This is a genomic window from Demequina litoralis, from assembly GCF_030418455.1.
GTDB classification, from domain to species: Bacteria; Actinomycetota; Actinomycetes; order Actinomycetales; family Demequinaceae; genus Demequina; species Demequina litoralis.
Genome location: NZ_JAUHPW010000003.1, coordinates 188,122 through 206,250, shown reverse-complemented (window position 1 = coordinate 206,250; position 18,129 = coordinate 188,122). Strand labels below are relative to the sequence as shown.

Annotated in this window: 14 protein-coding genes and 1 tRNA gene; 3 read left to right on the top strand and 12 right to left on the bottom strand. The window is 69.0% G+C overall.

All coding sequences use genetic code 11. The features are described from left to right. Positions 1-43: 43 nt before the first annotated feature. The 4 genes from QQX09_RS05405 to upp form a co-directional block, all read right to left on the bottom strand. The gene (locus QQX09_RS05405; RefSeq protein WP_301131852.1) at positions 44-1,240 is read right to left on the bottom strand and encodes a multidrug effflux MFS transporter; all 1,197 of its coding nucleotides are present in this window, start codon (positions 1,238-1,240) and stop codon (positions 44-46) included. A 227-nt stretch (positions 1,241-1,467) separates the two neighbouring features. Continuing rightward, positions 1,468-2,457, bottom strand: coding sequence for a ribonucleotide-diphosphate reductase subunit beta (locus tag QQX09_RS05400; RefSeq protein WP_301131734.1), 990 nt, complete (start codon positions 2,455-2,457; stop codon positions 1,468-1,470). Between the two features lie 31 nt (positions 2,458-2,488). Further along, positions 2,489-5,455, bottom strand: coding sequence for a ribonucleoside-diphosphate reductase subunit alpha (locus QQX09_RS05395; RefSeq protein ID WP_436969049.1), 2,967 nt, complete (start codon positions 5,453-5,455; stop codon positions 2,489-2,491). Positions 5,456-5,926: 471 nt separating this feature from the next. After that, the gene (upp, locus tag QQX09_RS05390; protein WP_062298968.1) at positions 5,927-6,568 is read right to left on the bottom strand and encodes a uracil phosphoribosyltransferase; all 642 of its coding nucleotides are present in this window, start codon (positions 6,566-6,568) and stop codon (positions 5,927-5,929) included. 62 nt (positions 6,569-6,630) lie between these two features. Here upp and QQX09_RS05385 point away from each other — a divergent pair, with 62 nt between their 5' ends. From QQX09_RS05385 to QQX09_RS05375, 3 genes are all read left to right on the top strand, one after another. Next, positions 6,631-7,086, top strand: coding sequence for a nucleoside deaminase (locus tag QQX09_RS05385; RefSeq protein ID WP_367307545.1), 456 nt, complete (start codon positions 6,631-6,633; stop codon positions 7,084-7,086). Then, positions 7,087-8,184, top strand: coding sequence for an FUSC family protein (locus QQX09_RS05380; protein WP_301131732.1), 1,098 nt, complete (start codon positions 7,087-7,089; stop codon positions 8,182-8,184). It abuts the gene before it with no gap. A 34-nt stretch (positions 8,185-8,218) separates the two neighbouring features. Further along, positions 8,219-8,309: transfer RNA gene (locus QQX09_RS05375), tRNA-Ser, on the top strand. A gap of 104 nt (positions 8,310-8,413) precedes the next feature. Here QQX09_RS05375 and QQX09_RS05370 read toward each other — a convergent pair. From QQX09_RS05370 to QQX09_RS05330, 8 genes are all read right to left on the bottom strand, one after another. Next, positions 8,414-9,817: a mannitol dehydrogenase family protein gene (locus QQX09_RS05370; RefSeq protein WP_301131731.1), complete on the bottom strand. Its 1,404-nt coding sequence runs from the start codon at positions 9,815-9,817 to the stop codon at positions 8,414-8,416. Next, positions 9,814-11,514 carry a glycoside hydrolase family 13 protein gene (locus tag QQX09_RS05365; RefSeq protein WP_301131730.1) on the bottom strand — a complete coding sequence of 567 codons (1,701 nt, stop codon included), beginning with the start codon at positions 11,512-11,514 and terminating at the stop codon, positions 9,814-9,816. The genes QQX09_RS05370 and QQX09_RS05365 overlap by 4 nt, the downstream gene beginning before the upstream one ends. Next, a complete protein-coding gene (locus QQX09_RS05360; RefSeq protein WP_301131729.1) occupies positions 11,511-12,320 on the bottom strand; it encodes a carbohydrate ABC transporter permease in 810 nt (269 codons plus the stop codon). The genes QQX09_RS05365 and QQX09_RS05360 overlap by 4 nt, the downstream gene beginning before the upstream one ends. 89 nt (positions 12,321-12,409) lie before the next feature. Further along, on the bottom strand, positions 12,410-13,357 hold the full coding sequence (locus tag QQX09_RS05355) for a carbohydrate ABC transporter permease (RefSeq protein WP_301131728.1): 948 nt from the start codon (positions 13,355-13,357) through the stop codon (positions 12,410-12,412). Between the two features lie 53 nt (positions 13,358-13,410). Then, positions 13,411-14,727, bottom strand: a complete 1,317-nt coding sequence (locus QQX09_RS05350) for an ABC transporter substrate-binding protein (RefSeq protein WP_301131727.1) — start codon at positions 14,725-14,727, stop codon at positions 13,411-13,413. A gap of 154 nt (positions 14,728-14,881) precedes the next feature. After that, positions 14,882-15,889 carry a LacI family DNA-binding transcriptional regulator gene (locus QQX09_RS05345; RefSeq protein WP_301131836.1) on the bottom strand — a complete coding sequence of 336 codons (1,008 nt, stop codon included), beginning with the start codon at positions 15,887-15,889 and terminating at the stop codon, positions 14,882-14,884. 594 nt (positions 15,890-16,483) lie between these two features. Next, a complete protein-coding gene (locus QQX09_RS05335) occupies positions 16,484-17,632 on the bottom strand; it encodes a M4 family metallopeptidase (protein WP_301131726.1) in 1,149 nt (382 codons plus the stop codon). 40 nt (positions 17,633-17,672) lie between these two features. Next, positions 17,673-17,984, bottom strand: a complete 312-nt coding sequence (locus tag QQX09_RS05330; RefSeq protein ID WP_301131725.1) for a protealysin inhibitor emfourin — start codon at positions 17,982-17,984, stop codon at positions 17,673-17,675. Positions 17,985-18,129 lie beyond the last annotated feature (145 nt).

The following is an 18,129-nucleotide window of genomic DNA, read 5'->3' as shown; positions in this document are numbered from 1 at the left end:
CTAGCGAGCGGGAGCCGCTGGATGCGCGCGGCGGGGCCGTGGCTCAGACGATGGCGGTCGCCTGCACGCGCGGCCGCACGACCTTCCAGAAGACCGCGTTGGCGACGACGAGGCAGGCGACCATGACGACCGCCATCGACATCACCGAGACGCCCATCGCGCCGACGATCGGCGAGACGATGCCGGCGATGCCGAAGTTGAGCGCGCCGATGAGCGACGCCGCCGTGCCGGCCTCCGCGCCGTGGTTGGCGAGCGCGGTGATCTGCACGGTCGGCATGATGATCCCGACCGAGGCGACCACGAAGAACAGCGGCACGAGCACGCCGATGAGGCCGAGGTCGAGCACGTCGCCGCCGATGAGCAGCACCGCCCCGGTGAGCATGATCGCGAGCCCGGCGGTGGCGACCGCGCGCGGAGCAAGCACGCGCATGAGCCGCGCGGACGTCTGGTTCGCGATGACGAGGCCGATCGAGTTCACGCCGAACACGACGCCGTACTCCTGCGCGGACAGCCCGAAGATGTCCTGCAGGACGAACGACGAGGCCGAGAGGTACGCGAACAGGGCCGAGAAGGTCAGCGCACCGACGAGGGCGATGCCGACGAAGGAGGCGTCGCCGAGGAGGTGCGCGTAGCGGGCACGCGTGGCGCTGAGCGAGGCGCCGCCGCGACGCTCCGCGGGCATCGTCTCCTTGATGACGCCGCCGACGACGAGCACCACCGCGGTGCCGTAGAGCGCGAGCGCGACGAACAGGCCGCGCCAGTCGACGAAGTTGAGCAGCTGCGAGCCGATGACCGGCGCGATGACGGGCGCGAGGCCCGTCACGAGCGCCATGCGCGCGAGCATCCGGATGAGCGCCTGGCCCGCGAACAGGTCGCGCACCATCGCCATGGCGACCACGGCGCCGCCCGCGGCGCCGATGCCCTGGAGCACGCGGCCCACCATGACCCACTCGACGGTGGGCGCGAACACGACCGCGACGGACGCGAGGATGTGGACGATGGTGGCGGCGATCAGGGGACGCTTGCGGCCCAGCGAGTCGCTGAGCGGGCCGACGACGAGCTGACCGAGCGCGAAGCCGATGGTGGTCGCGGTGAGGGTCAGCTGGATCGCGGCGTCGGAGGCCGCCAGGTCCGCCGCGACCGTGGGGAACGCCGGCAGGTACATGTCGACCGTGAACGGCCCGAGCGCGATGAGCGCACCGAGCACGACGACGTACAGGAGCTTCTGCCGACGGGGCATCGCGAGCCCGGGGCTCGGCGCTGCGACGGGCGCGGTGGTGATGGTGGCGCTCACGGGTGACCTTCGTTCTGCGTGTGGGCGCGCTTGGGGCGGCGCGAGGAGGAGGGAGAGGATAGTGCGACGCACACGACGAGACGCCCGGTGCTGAGCGATCGCTCAGCGCCGGGCGTCTCGTCTATGTGTGTGGACTCAGTCTAACTGCTGCATGACACGTGTCTAGCGGCTTGTCACGGCGTCTTGGTGGCCTGCGCGTTGACCTCGTACGAGGTGTTGGTGGCCTCGAAGAAGTTGACCAGCTGGAGGGTGTCGTTCGCGGTGGCCATCCACTTGGCGGGGTTCGACACGTTGTAGTGGGCGTCGAACCCGAGCTCCTCGAGTCGACGGTCCGCAAGGTACTTGACGTACTGGTTCACGTAGTCGGCGTTGAGGCCCAGGATCCCCTTGGGGAGGAGGTCGCGGTTGTACTGCTCCTCCATCTCGACGGCACCGAGGATCATCTGGCGGATCTCCTCCGCGAACTCCGGGTCCTGCAGGTCCTCGTTCTCCTCCAGCACCGTGAGGATGAGGTTGATGCCGAACTGGAGGTGGAGCGACTCGTCGCGGATGATCCAGTCCATGAGCGAGCCGAAGTTGCGCAGGAGGTTCCGCTGGCGGAAGGACAGCGCGACCATGAAGCCCGAGTAGAACCAGATGCCTTCGAGGATGATGTTGTACGCGACGAGGTTGCGGATGAAGTCCTTCTTGCCCTCGGTCGTCGTGATGTCGAGGGTCTCCTCCGTCATGCGGCGGATGAACCTGACCTCGAACTCCTCCTTGGCCGCCATGGACGGCACGGAGACGTGCGACTCGTATGCCGCCTCGCGGTCGATCGGGAACGTCTCGAGGACGTACTCGAACGACATGCAGTGGTTCGCCTCCTCCCACATCTGCTTCGCGAGGTAGAGGTGGCCCTCGGGCGCGTTGATGTACGGGTAGACGCCGAAGGCGAGCGCCTTGTTGACGAGCAGCTCGTTGGGGTTGAAGTACGACATCAGGTACGTGATGGCGTGCTTCTCCTCGTCGGTCATCTTCTTGAAGTCCGCGAGGTCCTCGCCGAGCTGGATCTCGTTGGGGAACCAGGTGTTGGCGACGGCCTGGTTGTACAGGTCGTACGCCCACGGGTAGGTGATCGGCTTGAGCAGGAGCCCGTCCTGCACGCCGCTGCCGAGAATGCCCATCGTTGTCACCTCTCCTGTTCTGACGCTTCGCCTACTGGCACGACTCGCACTGGAGCCGCTCCATGGGGTCGACCGGGCAGGCCACGCCGCCCACCATCTCGGTGTCGCCGTCGACGGACTCCACCACGGTGAGCACCGAGGCGCCCGCCGGGGGCGCCGCCGCCGGCGCGACACCCTCGGGGGCGGCGGCCTCCGCCGTCTCCGAGGCGGTCTCCGGGAGCGAGGCGGGCGGGACCTCGGGCTGCTGCGGCGGCGCCGCGGCGAACGCGGTGGCGGCCACCTGGGCGAGCACCTCGGCGGGCGCGGCCGTGGCACCCGTCGTCGGCGCGGTGGGCGTCGGCTCTGCAGGCGCCGTCGGCTCGACGGGCGGGGCGGCCTTGACCGCGCCGAAGCCGCGCGCGGCGGGCCGCGCCTCGGCCACGGGCTGAGGCGCGACGGCGGACTCCGGCTGGACCGGGACCTCGACCGTCGGCGCCGCCTGCACCGCCGCGGTCCGCACGATCGCCGCATCGGCCACCGCGGAATCGGCCGCCGGTGCGGCGGGGGCGGCCGCCTTCGCGGCACCGAAGCCTCGCTTCGCGGCGCCGAAGCCCTTGCGCGCGGGACCGGCCGATCCGCCGGCGGCGGGGCGTCCCGCCGCGTTCCCGGTCGCGTTGAGCTTCTCGGTCTTGTTGACGCGCACGGTCGACTGCTCGGCCGTGTGGCGCGGCTTCATGTGGAGGTAGTAGGTGGTCTTGACACCGCGCTTCCACGCGGCCGCGTACAGATCCATCATGTTCTCGACGTCGCGGTCCTCGAGGTAGATGTTCCGGCTGATCGCCTGGTCGATCCACTTCTGGGCACGCGCCGCCACCTCGATGAAGGCGTAGGGCGACAGCTGGAACGAGGTCTTGTAGACGTCCTGGAGGTGCTGCGGCACCTCGTCGATCTGCGACAGGTCGCCCTGGACCTCGAGCAGCCGGTCGCGCACCGATTCCCACAGACCGAGCTCCTGCAGGTCCTTGACGAGGTTGCGGTTGACCTCGAGGAACTTGCCCGAGCTCGTGGCGCGGGAGAAGATCTGCGAGAACTGCGGGTCGAAGCCCGGCGTGACACCGGCGACGAGGCCGATCGACGCCGTCGGCGCGACCGCCATGAGCGTCGCGTTCCGGATGCCGCCGCGGACCTTCTCCCGCAGCGCCGCCCAGTCCTGACGCGTGGTGCGGTCGACCTCGATCGGGACGCCGCGGTCGGCCTCGGTCTCTGCGATGGTGTCGAACGGCACCTTGCCCTGCGACCAGCCGGAGCCCGCGAAGTTGTTGTAGGCGCCGCGCTCGCGCGCGAGGTCCGCCGACGCGTCGATCGCGTGGAACGACACGAACTCGACGATCTCGTCGATGAGGGCGTACGACTCCTCCGACTCGTACGCGAGGCCGAGACGCTCGGTGATGTCCGTGAAGCCCATGACGCCGAGGCCGATCGCGCGGTTCTCGCGGTTCGCGAACTCCGACTCCGGCACCGAGGACAGCGTGATGTCGACGAGGTTGTCGAGCTGGCGCACCGCCAGGCGCACCGAGTCCTTCATGCGGTCCCAGTCGATCGTGCCGTCGACCAGGTGCTGCGGCAGGTTCACCGACGCGAGGTTGCACACCGCGATGTTGTCGCGGTCCTGCGGCAGGCAGATCTCCGTGCAGAGGTTCGACAGGTGGATGGTGCCCGTGTTGGTGTTGAGCGCGCGGTTGTTGATGGTGTCCTTCCACGTGAGCCACGGGTGCGACGTGGTCTGCAGCATGATGAGGATCGACTTGTACTGCTCGCGCGCCTTCATCTTCTTGAAGCTGCGCATGCGGCCCGCCTCCGCGAGGGCGACGTACTCGGCGTACCGCTGCGAGAACGCGGAGCCCACGAGCTCGACGAGGTCGGGGGTCTCGGCAGGGTCGAAGAGGTACCAGTCGGCGTCCGCCTCGACGCGCTTCATGAACTCGTCCGAGATCCACACCGCGGTGTTCGCGGTGCGGGTGCGCCGGTACGGGTCGCCCGAGTTCTGGCGCAGGTCGAGGAACTGGTGGAAGTCGAGGTGCCAGTTCTCCATGTAGAAGCACAGCGCGCCGAACTTCTTGCCGCCGCGGCTCACCGCGCGCAGCGTCGAGTCGATGGTGTGCATGAACGGGATCGGGCCGGTCGACGTGGTGTTGTTCGAACGGATCGGGGAGCCCTCGGACCGCAGCTTGGTGACGGACAGGCCGATGCCTCCGGTGCCCTTGGTCAGCCACATGACGTCGCGCACCGACTTCGCGATGTGCTCGATGTCGTCCTCCATCTGCATGACGAAGCAGTTGGACAGCTGCGGGTAGGACGTGCCCGCGTTCACGAGCGTCGATCCGGCCGGGAGGTAGTCGAGCCGCGAGATCTTGTCGTAGAACTCGAGCGCCCGCGCGGTCGGATCCGCCTCGTTGAGCGCGAGGCCCATCGCGACGCGCATCCAGAAGTACTGCGGCACCTCGAGCGCCTTGCCGTGACGGTCCGTGATCATGTAGCGGTTCCGCATCGTCACCGTGCCGATGTACCGCAACAGGTCGTCGCGGGTGTGGTCGAGCGCCGCGGCGAGGGCGTCGAGGTCGAAGAGCTCGGTGAGGCGCGTGTCGAGAAGCCCGTCCTCGACCGCGTCGCGGATGTACCCGGGGAAGCGCGCCTGGTGGAGCAGCGCGAGCTCGAGCTCGGTGTCGTAGCCGCCCAGGACCCGCTTGTAGATGACCTTGCGCAGGAGCCGCGAGGCGACGATGTCGAACTGCGGGTCGTCCTTGACGTTCTGCACGGCCACGCCGATCGCGGCCTCGTCGAGCTGCTCGGTGGTGATGCCGTCGAACAGGGTGATCGCGAGCTCGGTCGCGATCTGGGTGGTCATCGAGATCTGGTCGGGCAGCCCCTCCGCCGCGCGCTCGATCGCCTTGTTGATGCGGTCGGCGTTGTACGGCTCGCGCGTGCCGTCACGCTTGGTGACGTGGATGCCGGTGGTCACGACCGGGACCGCGCCGGTGGCCCCCGTCCGTGCTGACGCGTTGTTCTCGGTGATCGTCACGCTGCTCCCCCTAGAGATGCTCCCGAGGGTCCCGTGCGGGACCCGCTCGGACGGTGAAAACGGGCGCTCGGGTGGCGGCGGATTCCGGGAGATCCACCGGCGTCGTCAGCTCGAGGCGCACTCCCGAACCTAACCCGAACGCCACCCGTGTGCAACAAGATATGGGGGGCGATTTCACGAATCGCCACCACATCTAGTGGTTCTGTGGAGAACCTTGTGTACAGCCTGTGGACTCGTCGGCGTGTCGTGTGGACGGCAGGCCGGGGCCTGTTGAACACTCTGGGACCGCCGATGCGGGGCCACTCTCCGAGGGTCTCACCGGGGTCTGACAACGGGCCCGCGCGCCGCCCGCGCACGCAGCAGCGCCGCATCGTCCACGGGGACGATGCGGCGCTTCGGAGGACGAACGGTCTACAGGTCGACGATGCCGTACAGGCGGTCGCCCGCGTCGCCGAGGCCCGGCACGATGTAGCCGACCTCGTTGAGCTTCTCGTCGACCTGCGCGACGACCACGGAGACGTCGGCGCGGTCGCCCACCTTCTCCTGGACGTGGGCGATGCCCTCGGGCGCCGCCAGCAGGCACACGCAGGTGACGTCGGTGGCGCCGCGCTCGAGCACGTACTCGATCGCCATGACGAGCGAGCCGCCGGTCGCGAGCATCGGGTCGATGAGGAACACCTGGCGGCCCGTGAGGTCCTCGGGGAGGCGGTTCGCGTAGGTGATCGCCTCGAGGGTCTCCTCGTCGCGCTTGAGGCCCAGGAAGCCCACCTCGGCGCTCGGCAGCAGGCGCGTCATGCCGTCGAGCATGCCCAGGCCCGCGCGCAGGATCGGCACGATGATGGGCGCGGGGTCCGCGATCTTGGTGCCGGTCGTGGTGGTCAGCGGGGTCTCGACCTCGCACTCGACCACGCGCACGTCGCGGGTCGCCTCGTACGCGAGCAGCGTCACCAGCTCGTCCACCAGGAGGCGGAACGTCGGCGACGGGGTCTTCTTGTCCCGCAGGACGGTGACCTTGTGACGGATGAGCGGGTGATCGGCGACGTGCAGATGCATGGTCCGAGGGTATCGCGCGAAGCGGCCGATGGCCCGGGACGATGCGCCGGTAGCCTGACCTCGTGAGAGGCCGGTGGGACGACGCGATGGGCGAGGCGCTCGTCCAGGCGCGCGCGGCGCGCGAGGCGGGCGACGTCCCGGTCGGCGCGGTGGTGCTCTCGCCCGACGGCGACATCATCGGCACCGGGCACAACCGGCGCGAGGCCGTCCACGACCCCTCCGCCCACGCCGAGGTCGAGGCGATCCGGGCCGCCGCATCGTCCCTGGGCACCTGGCGCCTCGACGGCTGCACCATGGTCGTGACGCTGGAGCCGTGCCTCATGTGCGCCGGCGCGATCCTGCAGTCCCGCATCCCGCGGCTCGTGCTCGGCGCGTGGGACGAGAAGGCCGGCGCGACCGGCTCGCAGTGGGACGTGGTGCGGGACGCGCGCATCGGCGCCAAGGTCGAGGTCGTCTCCGGGGTGCGCGCCGCGGAGTGCGCCGAGCTGCTCACCGAGTTCTTCGAGGCCCGACGCTAGATGGCCGAGGATCCCCGTCGTCGCGACGTGTGGCGCCACGGGATGCGCCGCGCGGTCGTGAGCCTCGGCACTCTCGTGCCCGCGAAGGAGCCGCGGTGGCCCATCGCCCTCCAGGCGTCGATCGTGCTCACCGTGCCGATCCTCGTGGGCATCGCCTTCGACCGCATCGACCTGGGCCTGATCGCCGCGACCGGCGCGTTCACGGTGCCGTACTTCGCTGCGCTGCCCCGGCTCGAGCGCCTGCGGCTGCGCCCGATCGCGGGGCTCGTCCTCGTGCTCACCAGCATCCTCGGCGCGCTGCTCGCGCCGTACGCGTGGTGGTCCGCGCTGGGGCTGGTGGTGGTCACGATCCTCATCGGCATCGCGGTGCACGGCTACCGCCTGGGACCGCCGGGCCCGCTGTTCCCGATCCTGGTCTACGGCATGTCCGGTCACGCGGTGAACGGCGGGGTGCCGCCGCTCGTGCTGGTCGGCGCCGTCGCGGCGGGCTGCGCGTGGGCCGTCGTCGCGAGCATCGCACCCCTGGTCAGGCGCGTGCACTGGCAGGTGACGCCGCGGCCGCTGCGCGTGCTGCTCGCGCCGCCGGAGTGGGACCGAGGCGCGCGCGAGCTGGTGTGGCGCACCGTCATCGTCGCGGTGCTGGGGACCGCGCTGTCGATGCTGTACGTCGACCCCGAGCGCGCGTACTGGACCGTGGCCGCGGGCGTGGTCGTGATCGGGGTGGTGCCAGGGCGCGGCCTCGCGCTCACGCGCGGGCTGCATCGCGCTGTCGGGACCGTGCTCGGCGTCGGGGTGTACCTCGCGATCGCGTACTCCGGCATGCCGCCCCTCGCGCTCGCCTTCACGCTCGGGGCGCTCCAGTACGTCACGGAGCTCGCCATCACGCGCCACTACGCGATCGCGGTCACGGCGGTCACGCCGATGGCGCTCGTGATCGTGACCGCGAGCGCCGGACAGCTGGGCGACCTGGCCGTCACGGGCGAGCGCATCCTCGATACGGCACTAGGTGCAGGCCTTGCGGTCGCAACCGCCCTGCTACATCCCCCCGCACCCCCGGATCCGGCCGGGAGGCATGCCCCTCCGCATCGGCCCGATTAGGTTTTTTCGTTCACACTCCGGTAATCTCTTCCGCGGTGACGTGTCCGAGCGGCCGAAGGTGCAGCACTCGAAATGCTGTGTACGGTAACCCCGTACCGTGGGTTCAAATCCCACCGTCACCGCCATACGAGGTTTCGGATCCTCGACGACGAAGGCCCTCCCTGCGGGAGGGCCTTCGTCGTATCCCAGGGCCGTGGGTCCGAGGCTGCGGTCGCTGCCCCACCGGGCGTCAGCGGGAGCCTGGCTCCGCTGCGACCTCCTCGAGAAACGCCTTCACCCCTCGGTCGCGAATCGAGGCGATGCCCCTGGCGAGCGCGGTGCGGAACTCCACGTAGCCGATCACCGGCTCGAAGATCTCCACCTCGTCGGCGAATCGCGCCGGGTCCTCGGAGGCCGCCGAGGCCGCAGCACGGAGGGTCGACGACACCTGCGGCTGCGCGTCGCCGACGGCGTTCGCGCACGCATGGGCCCAGCACGCGAGCACAGCCGTCGAGGCGTTCACCGACCGGCCTGCGCGCAGGTTGTCGAGGATGACCGGAACGAGGAACGCGGCCAGGCGGTTGGCCGAGTCGGTCGCCAGACGCCCGAGCGTGTCGGCGATCGCGGGGTTCCGGAACCTCTCGAGAAGCGACTCCGAGTATCCGCGCACATCCGTGCCGGGCACCGGCGGCAACGTCGGGCGCGCCTCGGCCATGTATCGCCGGAGGAACGCCTCCACGAGGGGATCTCCTGCCGCCGCCGCCACGCTGGAGTGGCCGAGGAGGATCCCGGAGTAGGCCATCGCCTGGTGGCTCGCGTTGAGCAGGCGGAGCTTCATCAGCTCGAACGGCGCCACGTCCGCCACCATCTGGACACCAGCCTCCTCGAGCGGAGGGCGCCCGAGGGTGAAGCGGTCCTCGAGTACCCACTGCGCGAACGGCTCCGCGGGAACCGGCCAGTCGTCGTCCAGCCCGAACCGCGTCCGTACGAGCTCGCGGTCCTCTTCCGTCGTCACCGGGGTGATCCGATCCACCATCGAGCTGGGGAACGCGACTGCACGATCTACCCAGTCCGCGAACTCCTGTCCGAGGCGACCAGCCGCATCGACGACCGCACGTCGCGCGGCGTCGCCGTTGTGCGGGAGGTTGTCGCATGACATCACGGTGAACGGCTGCACGCCTGCCGTGCGGCGTGCCGCCAGACCCTCCGCAATGAGGTCGAAGACGTCGACAGAGTCCTCGGAAGGTGCACCGTTGCGGCGATACCCACCCTCCGTGATGGTGAGCGAGACGATGCGCACGCCAGGGTCGGAGAGCCGCGCCAGCACCGCGTCGCGATCGTCGTTGGCCATCAGGTGATCGACGATCGAGCCGATGATCGTCGGGGCAGGCTCGCCGACACCGGACTTGAGGATCAAGGTGTACAGATACGACTGATCCTCGAGGACCTGGTGCATCCGCCTGTCCGCCGGGCGGGTCCCGACGCCGCAGATGCCCCAGTCCTGCCCCGTGCCGGCAGCCATCAGCCTGTCCAGGTACATCGCCTGGTGGGCACGATGGAAGTTCCCGAGGCCGAAGTGCACGATGCCGACGCGGACGGCCTCGCGATCGTATTCCGGGTGAGGGACGTGTGTCGCCTCCGTCAGGGCCGTCATGTTCCCGCCTCCTCAGCGATCGATGATTCGTGGAGCTCTCCGAACCACACCGTGGTCTCTCCAGGGATGGTCGAGTCCGAACTGGCATCCGAGCTCGTCAGCAGCACGCGTCCGCGTGCACCCGATCGCAAGGGATCGCTCGAGAAGTTCGTCACGCTCGTCAGGCCGCCGTCGCGCTCGATCACGACGAGGGCGCCGTCCCGGCTCACGCTCGGGCGCGTGGACAAGCCACCTCCCGTTCTCAGCCGTCGCCGCAACGCGATGGCGGACCGGTAGAGGCGGAGCATCGAGCTCGGATCGCTCGCCTCGACATCCGCCGCATGCGACGCGAACCAGCGCGGCTGAGGCAGGTGGCTCCCATTCGCACCGAAGCCGAAGGACTCCCCGGCCACTGTCCACGGAAGCGGCACGCGGCACCCGTCGCGCCCCTTCTGCCGCCCTTCGCTACGGCGCCAGATCGGATCTTGGAGATCCTGGATGCCGATCTCGCTCACCTCGTGCAGACCGAGCTCCTCCCCTTGGTAGAGATACGCCGAGCCGGGGAGAGCGAGCATCAGCATCGCGGCAGCACGCGCCCGCCTCTCGCCCTGGAGCGCCTGCGCGGGGCCGAGCGGCCGGCCCTCGAGAAGCCAGGCGTCGAGGTCCGCATCGTCGGGGAGGCCATAGCGGGTCGCGTGCCGTACCACGTCGTGATTGGACAGCACCCACGTCGAGGAGCTCTGCGCCTCGTCCGCGAATCGAAGGTTCCGGTCGATGATCTCCGCGAAGGCGGCCGCATCCCACGGCGCACGCAGGAGGTCGAAGTTGAACGCCTGCCCGAGGCTCTCGGGAGACGCGTAGCGCACCCGGCGTGACGCGGGGACCCACGCCTCCGCCACCGCCATGCGGGGCGGGTCGTATCGGTCGAAGAGCTCCCGCCACTCGCGATAGATCTGATGGAGCTCGTCGCGATCGTAGAGCGGGTCGGATCCATCCTCCGGAAGCAGCGAATCGATGGTGGGCTGACTGCGCAGCGGATGCGCAAGGTCCTTGACCAACGTGTGCGCCACGTCGATGCGGAAGCCATCGACACCACGGTCGGACCAGAAGCCGAGGATCGCGAGGAACTCCTTCCTCACATCCGGATGCGACCAGTTGAAGTCCGGCTGCTCCTCGGCGAAGAGGTGGAGGTAGAACTGACCATCGGGGGTCCGCTCCCAGGCCGACCCGCCGAAGTGGGACTGCCAGTCGGATGGCGGCTCAGACCCGTCAGCCCCCGCTCCCTCCATGAACACGTAACGTTCGCGCTCCTCCGACCCGCGAGGTGACGCCAGAGCAGCGCGGAACCATGGATGCTCGGACGAGGAATGGTTCGGGACGATGTCGATGATGAGCCTGATGCCGGCGTCGTGCAGCGCTTCGATCAGGTCATCGAGGTCCGCGAGAGTGCCGAGCCTTGAGTCGACGTCACGGTAGTCCGCGACGTCGTAGCCGCCGTCCGCCAGCGGCGACGGATAGAAGGGACTGAGCCACACGGCGTCGATGCCGAGCTCGCGCAGGTACGCGACGCGCGAGATGACCCCACGGATGTCGCCCAGACCGTCGGCATCGGAGTCCGCGAAGCTCCGTGGATAGACCTGGTAGACGACCGCGTCCCGCCACCAGTCAGGGTCTGTCGGAAGATCGGAGGCGATCGCCTGCACGTGCTCGGTTGTCACTTGACCGCCCCCATGTTGACGCCGCGCATCAAGGTGCGCTGGAAGAGGATGAAGAAGACGAGCGCTGGCAGGATGCCCACCACCGCTGCTGCCGCCGTGGTCACCGGGTCGCTCGTGTACTGGCCGAACAGCGAGCCCAACGCGACCGACACGGTCTGGTTGCTTCCGGATGGAAGAAGCACGAGCGGGATGAAGAACTCGTTCCATGTCCACACGAAGAAGAAGGCGCCCAGCACCATGAGCGTCGGCCGCACGAGCGGCGTCACGATCTGCGTCAGGATGCGGAAGCGGCCAGCGCCGTCGACCCGCGCGGCCTCGAGCACCTCCTCCGGAACGCTGGAGAGCACCGACGACAGAAGGTAGGTGCCGAACGCCGCCTGCAGCACGCCGATGATGATCACGACGGCGAGCTGTGAGTCGTACAGACCCACGTTCTTGGACATGAAGTACAGAGGGTAGACGAGCGCCTCCTGCGGGAGGGTGAACGCGACCATGAACATCGCGAGGATCCAGAACCGTCCCCGCACCCGCCCGACCCCGAGCCCGTACGCCGTGAGGAGGCTGAGCACGATGCCGAGGGCCGCGACACCGACGCTGATGAGCACGCTGTTGAGCAGCTTGTTCGTGAAGTCGACGCTGACCCAGAAGTCTGCGAGCCCCGAGAGGTCGAAACCCTCGGGAAGCGCGAGCGGGCCATTTCTGGCGTACTCCTCGGACGTCTTCACCGAGTTGATCACGGCCAGCATGATCGGTGAGAGCATCGCCAGGGACAGCACTGCGAAGCCCCCGAGGATCACCCAGGACATCGGCGTTCGACGGTTGATCGCCGACCGCTGTCGACGGACGTGCCGGCGATGCGGCTTCTTCGCCGCGGCGGTTGTTGTGGCTGTCGTCATCACGATCGTGTTCCCTCCTGGTGGCGGTGCTGGATGGCAAGCAGCACGACCGCGAGCACGGTCAGCAGCACGGCGAGCACGGTCGAGATCGCGGCCCCGTAGCCGACCTTCAGGGTGCTGAAAAAGTTGTAGAAGGCGAAGTAGGACGGAACCATCGTGGCGTTGGCGGGCCCGCCCGCGGTGAGCACGTAGATGGGCGCGAAGACCTTCAGCGCTGCCACCGTGGTCGTCAACAGGATGACGATGATCTCCGGGGCGAGCGACGACACCGTGATGACGCGGAATCGCTGCAGCCAGGACGCGCCGTCCAGGCTGGCCGCCTCATGCAGGGCTGGATCGATGCGCGACATGCCCGCCACGAAGATCACGACCGTGTAGCCGAGCTGCAGCCACAACAGGATCACCATCACTGTGGGAAGCGCCAGGCTCGGATCGCCCAGCCAGTTGCTCGCCGCACCGTCCAGCCCGACCGCACGGAGGGCCTCGTTGACGGCACCCGTCTGGGGCTGAAGAAGGAAGTCCCAGAGCACGCCTGCGACAGCGATCGGGATGATCTGCGGAAGGTAGATGACGGTCCTGAAGAGGCTCGATGTCGCGCCGCCGAAGCGCGGCGCGAGAAAGTCGAAGAGCAGCGCGGCGAGGAAGAGCCCGGCGAATGTCGGGATGATTGCCATCGCGACGATGGTGGCGGCGCTGTTGCCGAAGGCCCGCCAGAACGTCGCGTCTCCCATCAGCGCGGAGTAGTTGTCCAAGCCGACGAACTCGGGGGTCCCCACACCGGACCACTGGGTGAAGCTCAGCCCGAGGTTGGCGAGGGCTGGAACGATCACCACGAGGATCAGCCCGAGCAGTCCTGGAATGAGGTAGCGGTAGTAGCGAGCGGCTTCTCCGCGCTTGAGCCGTCCGTCGGTTCGCCGTGTGGCGAGGGTGCGCGTCGTCGGTGTCATGATCGTCCCTTCGGGAGGGGCGGGCGCCCCGTCGGCGCCCGCCCCAGGTCCCATCACAGGCCGGCGTCGGCCTTGCCGGTCTCGTACGCCTCGCCGATGGTGTCCAGGAACTCGTCGGGCGTCACGCTGCCCAGAACGAGCTGCTGCGAGGCGGCGAGGAAGACCTCGTAGTAGCCCGCCACAGGCCAGTCGGGGTACAGACCGAGCGCGTCGTCGGCGAGGATCGCGTCGAAGTCGTCCACCGCCATCTGACCCACCGGATCGGTGACGCTGGCGCGGTCCGCGGCCACAGGGATGCCGCCGAGGTTCGCGATGGTCGTCTGAACGTCGGCCGACAGCGCGTAGTCGATGAAGTCGTAGGCGAGTTCCTTGCTCTCCGACTGCGCGGGCACGACCCAGATGTGTCCGCCCGACCCGAGGCTCAGACCGCTTCCGGGGAACCTGAAGGTGCCCCACTCGAAGTCCGTGATGTCGGTGGCGAACTCGCCGTGGAACCACGAGCCGCTGACGAAGAACGGAGTGGTGCCGCTCTTGAATCCCGTCGCAGCGCCGACCGAGTCGATGCCCGTGGCCTCGGCGCCGATGTATCCGGCCTCGGTCCACTCGGCGATCTTCTCGGCCGCGAAGGTCCAGGCAGCGTCATGGAAGTCGACGGGACCGTCGAAGAACTGGAAGTCGCGCACCCACTGCTGGTCGGCCTGGCTGAGCGCGAGGGCGTACACCAGGTGGACCAGCGGGTAGTCGGAGGCGCCCAGGGCGATCGGGGTCACGCCGTCGGCTGTGAAGTCGGCCATGATCGCCTCGAACTCGGCCACGGTCGCGGGCGGCTCGAACGCGCGCTCCGCGAGCGCGTCCACGTTGTAGAAGACCGAGACGTACTCGCCGTAGCCAGGCACGCCGTACAGGTCACCGGTCCCCATGAGCCCCTGCTCATCGTACCGGCCCACCGTCTGCAGGCTCTCCGGCAGGATCTCGGTCCACCCTCGTTCGATGGCAACGTCGTCGAGGTTCGTGAGCAGGCCCGCCTTGACCACCGTTCCGGCGGACGCGTTGCCCTTCGGGTACTCGAGGATGTCGGGCGCCTCGGACGAGTTCAGGATCATCTGGCCCGTCTGGCGCAGCTGATCCCAGGACTTCGTCTCGAAGGTCACCTCCACGTCAGGATTGGCGGCCTTGAACTCGTCCAAGGCCATCTGCCATCCCTGTCCGATGGCCGAGTCCGGCGACTGGATCCACCAGATCGTCAGCGTGTCCGGCGACTCGCCGCCGCCCGCCTCGCCTGCGTCGGAGCTGCAGCCTGCGAGGCCGAGGGCGAGCGCCCCCGCCATCGTCGCCGCCGCTCCGCTGATGATTCGTCGTGTCGTGCTCATACGCGAAACCTCCTTGTTTCCGTGCGATCGTTCGCCGCCGCCACGTCATCGTCGACGCGCGTCGATGCACAATAACACCGATGTCGACGCGCGTCGATAGATCGACGTGAATCACACTATGGACGGCGAGTCGTCGGAGTCGCCCGGCAGGTGGTCAGCGGTGGCCGGAGGGGGCTCGGGAGACGCTCTCCCGCTCGGTGGTCGCCGACCCCACCAGCTCGGCGATGGGATCGCTCGATGCACCCTCGATCCTGTCGATGAGGGCGCCTACGGCGCGCGCGCTGATCTCCTGGGGTGGCGCCGAGACGTCCGACAGCTCGGGCACGGCCATCTCCATCGCGACGCGACCCTGGTTGAGAGCGAGAACCGACAGGTCCCGCGGTACGTCCAGACCGGCCGCCGCGACGGACTCGAGCAGGCCGATCGTCGCCGGCTCGTTGACCTCGAGCACGCAGGTGGCATCAGGAGAGACACGTCTCATGTCGAGGAAGGCCTGCCGCCCACCTCGGATGGACAGCGGCGCATGGACCGTGTGGAGCCGGGCTCCCGCACGCCCGGACGCACGCTCGAGCGCCTGCCGCATCCGTGACACCGGCCCGTATCCGCTGCGGTCGATCTGCTCGGTCTGGCTGAGGAGGACCAGGTCGCGATGGCCGTGCTCCCCCACGTAGGCGACAGCGCGTTCCGCGAGGTCGTCGAAGTCGGCATCGACATGGTTCGCCTCGGGACGTGCATCGTCGCGCCCCACCATGACGTACGGCGTCCCGAGCCTGTCGAGCACCGGGAGTCGCGGGTCGTCGGTGACCACCTCCATGAGCACGACGCCATCGACGAGGCCCTGCGACAGCACGAATCTCCACTCATCGGTCTCACCGATGGGATTGGACCAGAGCAGGAGGTGGAAGCCACGACGACGGGCGGCATCGGACACCGCGGCGATGTACTCCGACTCCGTGGTGCTGATGGGTCGATCACCCAGGGGCCAGTGCAGGCCGATCATGCCGCGCCATGCTCCCGCGAGGCCGCGCGCCAGGGCGTTGGGCGTGTAGCCGAGCTCGGCGATCGCGGCCCGCACCCGGTCGCGCGTCGCCTCAGAGATCGGGCGCTCACCGCTGAGCACGTAGGACACAGTGCTTGCCGAGACTCCCGCCCGGCGGGCCACATCGGCCCGTGTTACGGCCACGCCGCCACTCCGCTCTCTGGTGCCAGATCCCTCGACGAGCCTCCCGTGGCAGACGGACGACACATCCGTGGTCGCCTCACGTCGGACTGCGCGATCTCTCGCCGCCCGCTACCTCGAGCTCGCGGGTCGATTCTAGGCGAATCGCGCGACCGCCCGGGCGAACCGCGGGTGCTCCCGAGGTGCTCCTTCGACAGGACCACGGCGTCAGTAGCCATCCGTACCGGAGCGAACCTTCGCGCAGCGCAGCGCATGCTGGGCGATCGGTCCGCCGCCATGACCCTCGACCGATACGCTGATCTCTTCGAGGACGACCTCGACTCAGTCGCGGAAGCCATCAGCATGGCCCACGCGCGCAGCAACGAAACAGCAACAGAATCAGCATGAGAGCGCCTCGGTAGACCTACGCACACCGCAGCAAATCCACCATTTTGCAGCCCGTTCGCAAGGTCGGGGGCTTTCTCTGCAGGCGGCGATATGGGTTCAAATCCCACCGTCACCGCCGTTGAGGAAGCCCTCCCCGAGTTGCTCGGGGAGGGCTTCTCTCGTTCCCGGGGACGATGCGCGGGGGCGTCCTCAGTCCGCGGGGTCCGACGTGTCGCCCGCGCCGAAGTACGGGTCCATGCCTGGCGCCGGCTGCCACTCCCCGTCCGCCTCCTCGTCGGGCGGCGGCTCGACCACGATGCCCACGTCGGCCCACGCCTGCGCCACCGCGTCCCGGACCTCGACGTCGTAGAGCTCTCGCGCATGGTGGACCGTCAGCGTCGCGAAGTCGAGGAAGCTCGCGGTCGAGGTCAGCGCGGGGTCCGTGAGGGTCGCGTACCAGACGCGCCCCGCCCGCTCCCAGGAGCTGCCGCCGAGCGCGATGCACGCGAGGTAGAAGGCCCTGTTGGGGATGCCCGAGTTGATGTGCACGCCGCCGTTGTCCTGGGTGGTGTCGACGTAGTCGTCCATGTGGGCCGGTTGGGGGTCCTTGCCCAGCCTCGCGTCGTCGAAGGCCGTTCCCGGGTCCTTCATCGAGCGCAGGGCGACGCCGTGGATGCCGGGGGCGAGCAGCCCCTCGCCGATGAGCCAGTCGGCCTCCGCCGCGGTCTGGCCCCGCGAGCGCTGCTTGACCATCGACCCGAAGCAGTCCGACAGGGACTCGTTGAGCGCGCCCGGCTGGTCCCGGTACTCGAGGTTGGCTGTCGCGGCGGTGACGCCGTGCGCGAGCTCGTGGCCCTCGACGTCGACGGCGATGGTGAAACGGTTGAAGATCACCCCGTCGCCGTCACCGAAGACCATCTGCTCGCCGTCCCAGAACGCGTTGTTGTACCGGACGCCGTAGTGGACCGTGGCGACGAGGTCCATCCCGCCGTCGTCGATCGAGTTCCTCGCGAAGACGTCCCAGAAGAGGTCGAAGGTCGCGCCGAGGCCGTCGTGGGCCTCGTCGACGGCCTCGTCGCCGACGACCGGGTCGCCCTCCCCGCGCACGAGCCGTCCCGGCAGGCCGTAGCCGTTGTCGGCGGTGTACGTCCGACGGTTCTTGTGCGGCACCGCCGGGACCGGCTCGGCGACGAGCGTCGGCGGGGGCATGGCGAGACGATGCTCGCGCATCCCGTGGTCGACGGCGAGGGTCGCCACGGCCGCGTCGCGCTCCTCCTCGCTGCCGCCGTGGGAGATCGCCTCGAGCATGAAGTCGGGGACGATCGTGCACACATGCCGGACCCGCGGTTCGCCGGTCATCGGAACCTCCTTCGTCACAGGGCGGCGGGGCGCACGGCGGTCATGCGCCGCGCGGACCCGCCCTCACGATCTCGACGAGGCGCGCCAGGCTCGGATCCGCGATGGGGTCCGTCAGCTCGACGGCGTGCACACGATCGTCGTCGCGGAACGTCAGCGCGTACGTGAAGCGATCCGCCCCACCGGGCCTGCTCTCGCCCACCTGAGGCGGCAGCGCGAAGGCGTCCACGCCTCCGACGATCGCCTCGACCTCGCGCGCGAGCGCCGGTTCGAGCGTGCCGGTGTCGAGCCGATGGGACTCGGCCAGCCCGGGCGCAGCGACGAAGCCGCCGCTCACCTCGAGAGCGATGATCATGGCCCTCTCCGTCTCGTGACCACGACGCTCACCCCTCGTCGGGCCTTTCGCCGGTTGCCTCGCGGGCGTCTCGCGGGCCGCGACGGGCCCGCCAGCGGGAGGGGACGATGCGCCCCCGGGACGGCTTCGACTCTACGTCGGGCCC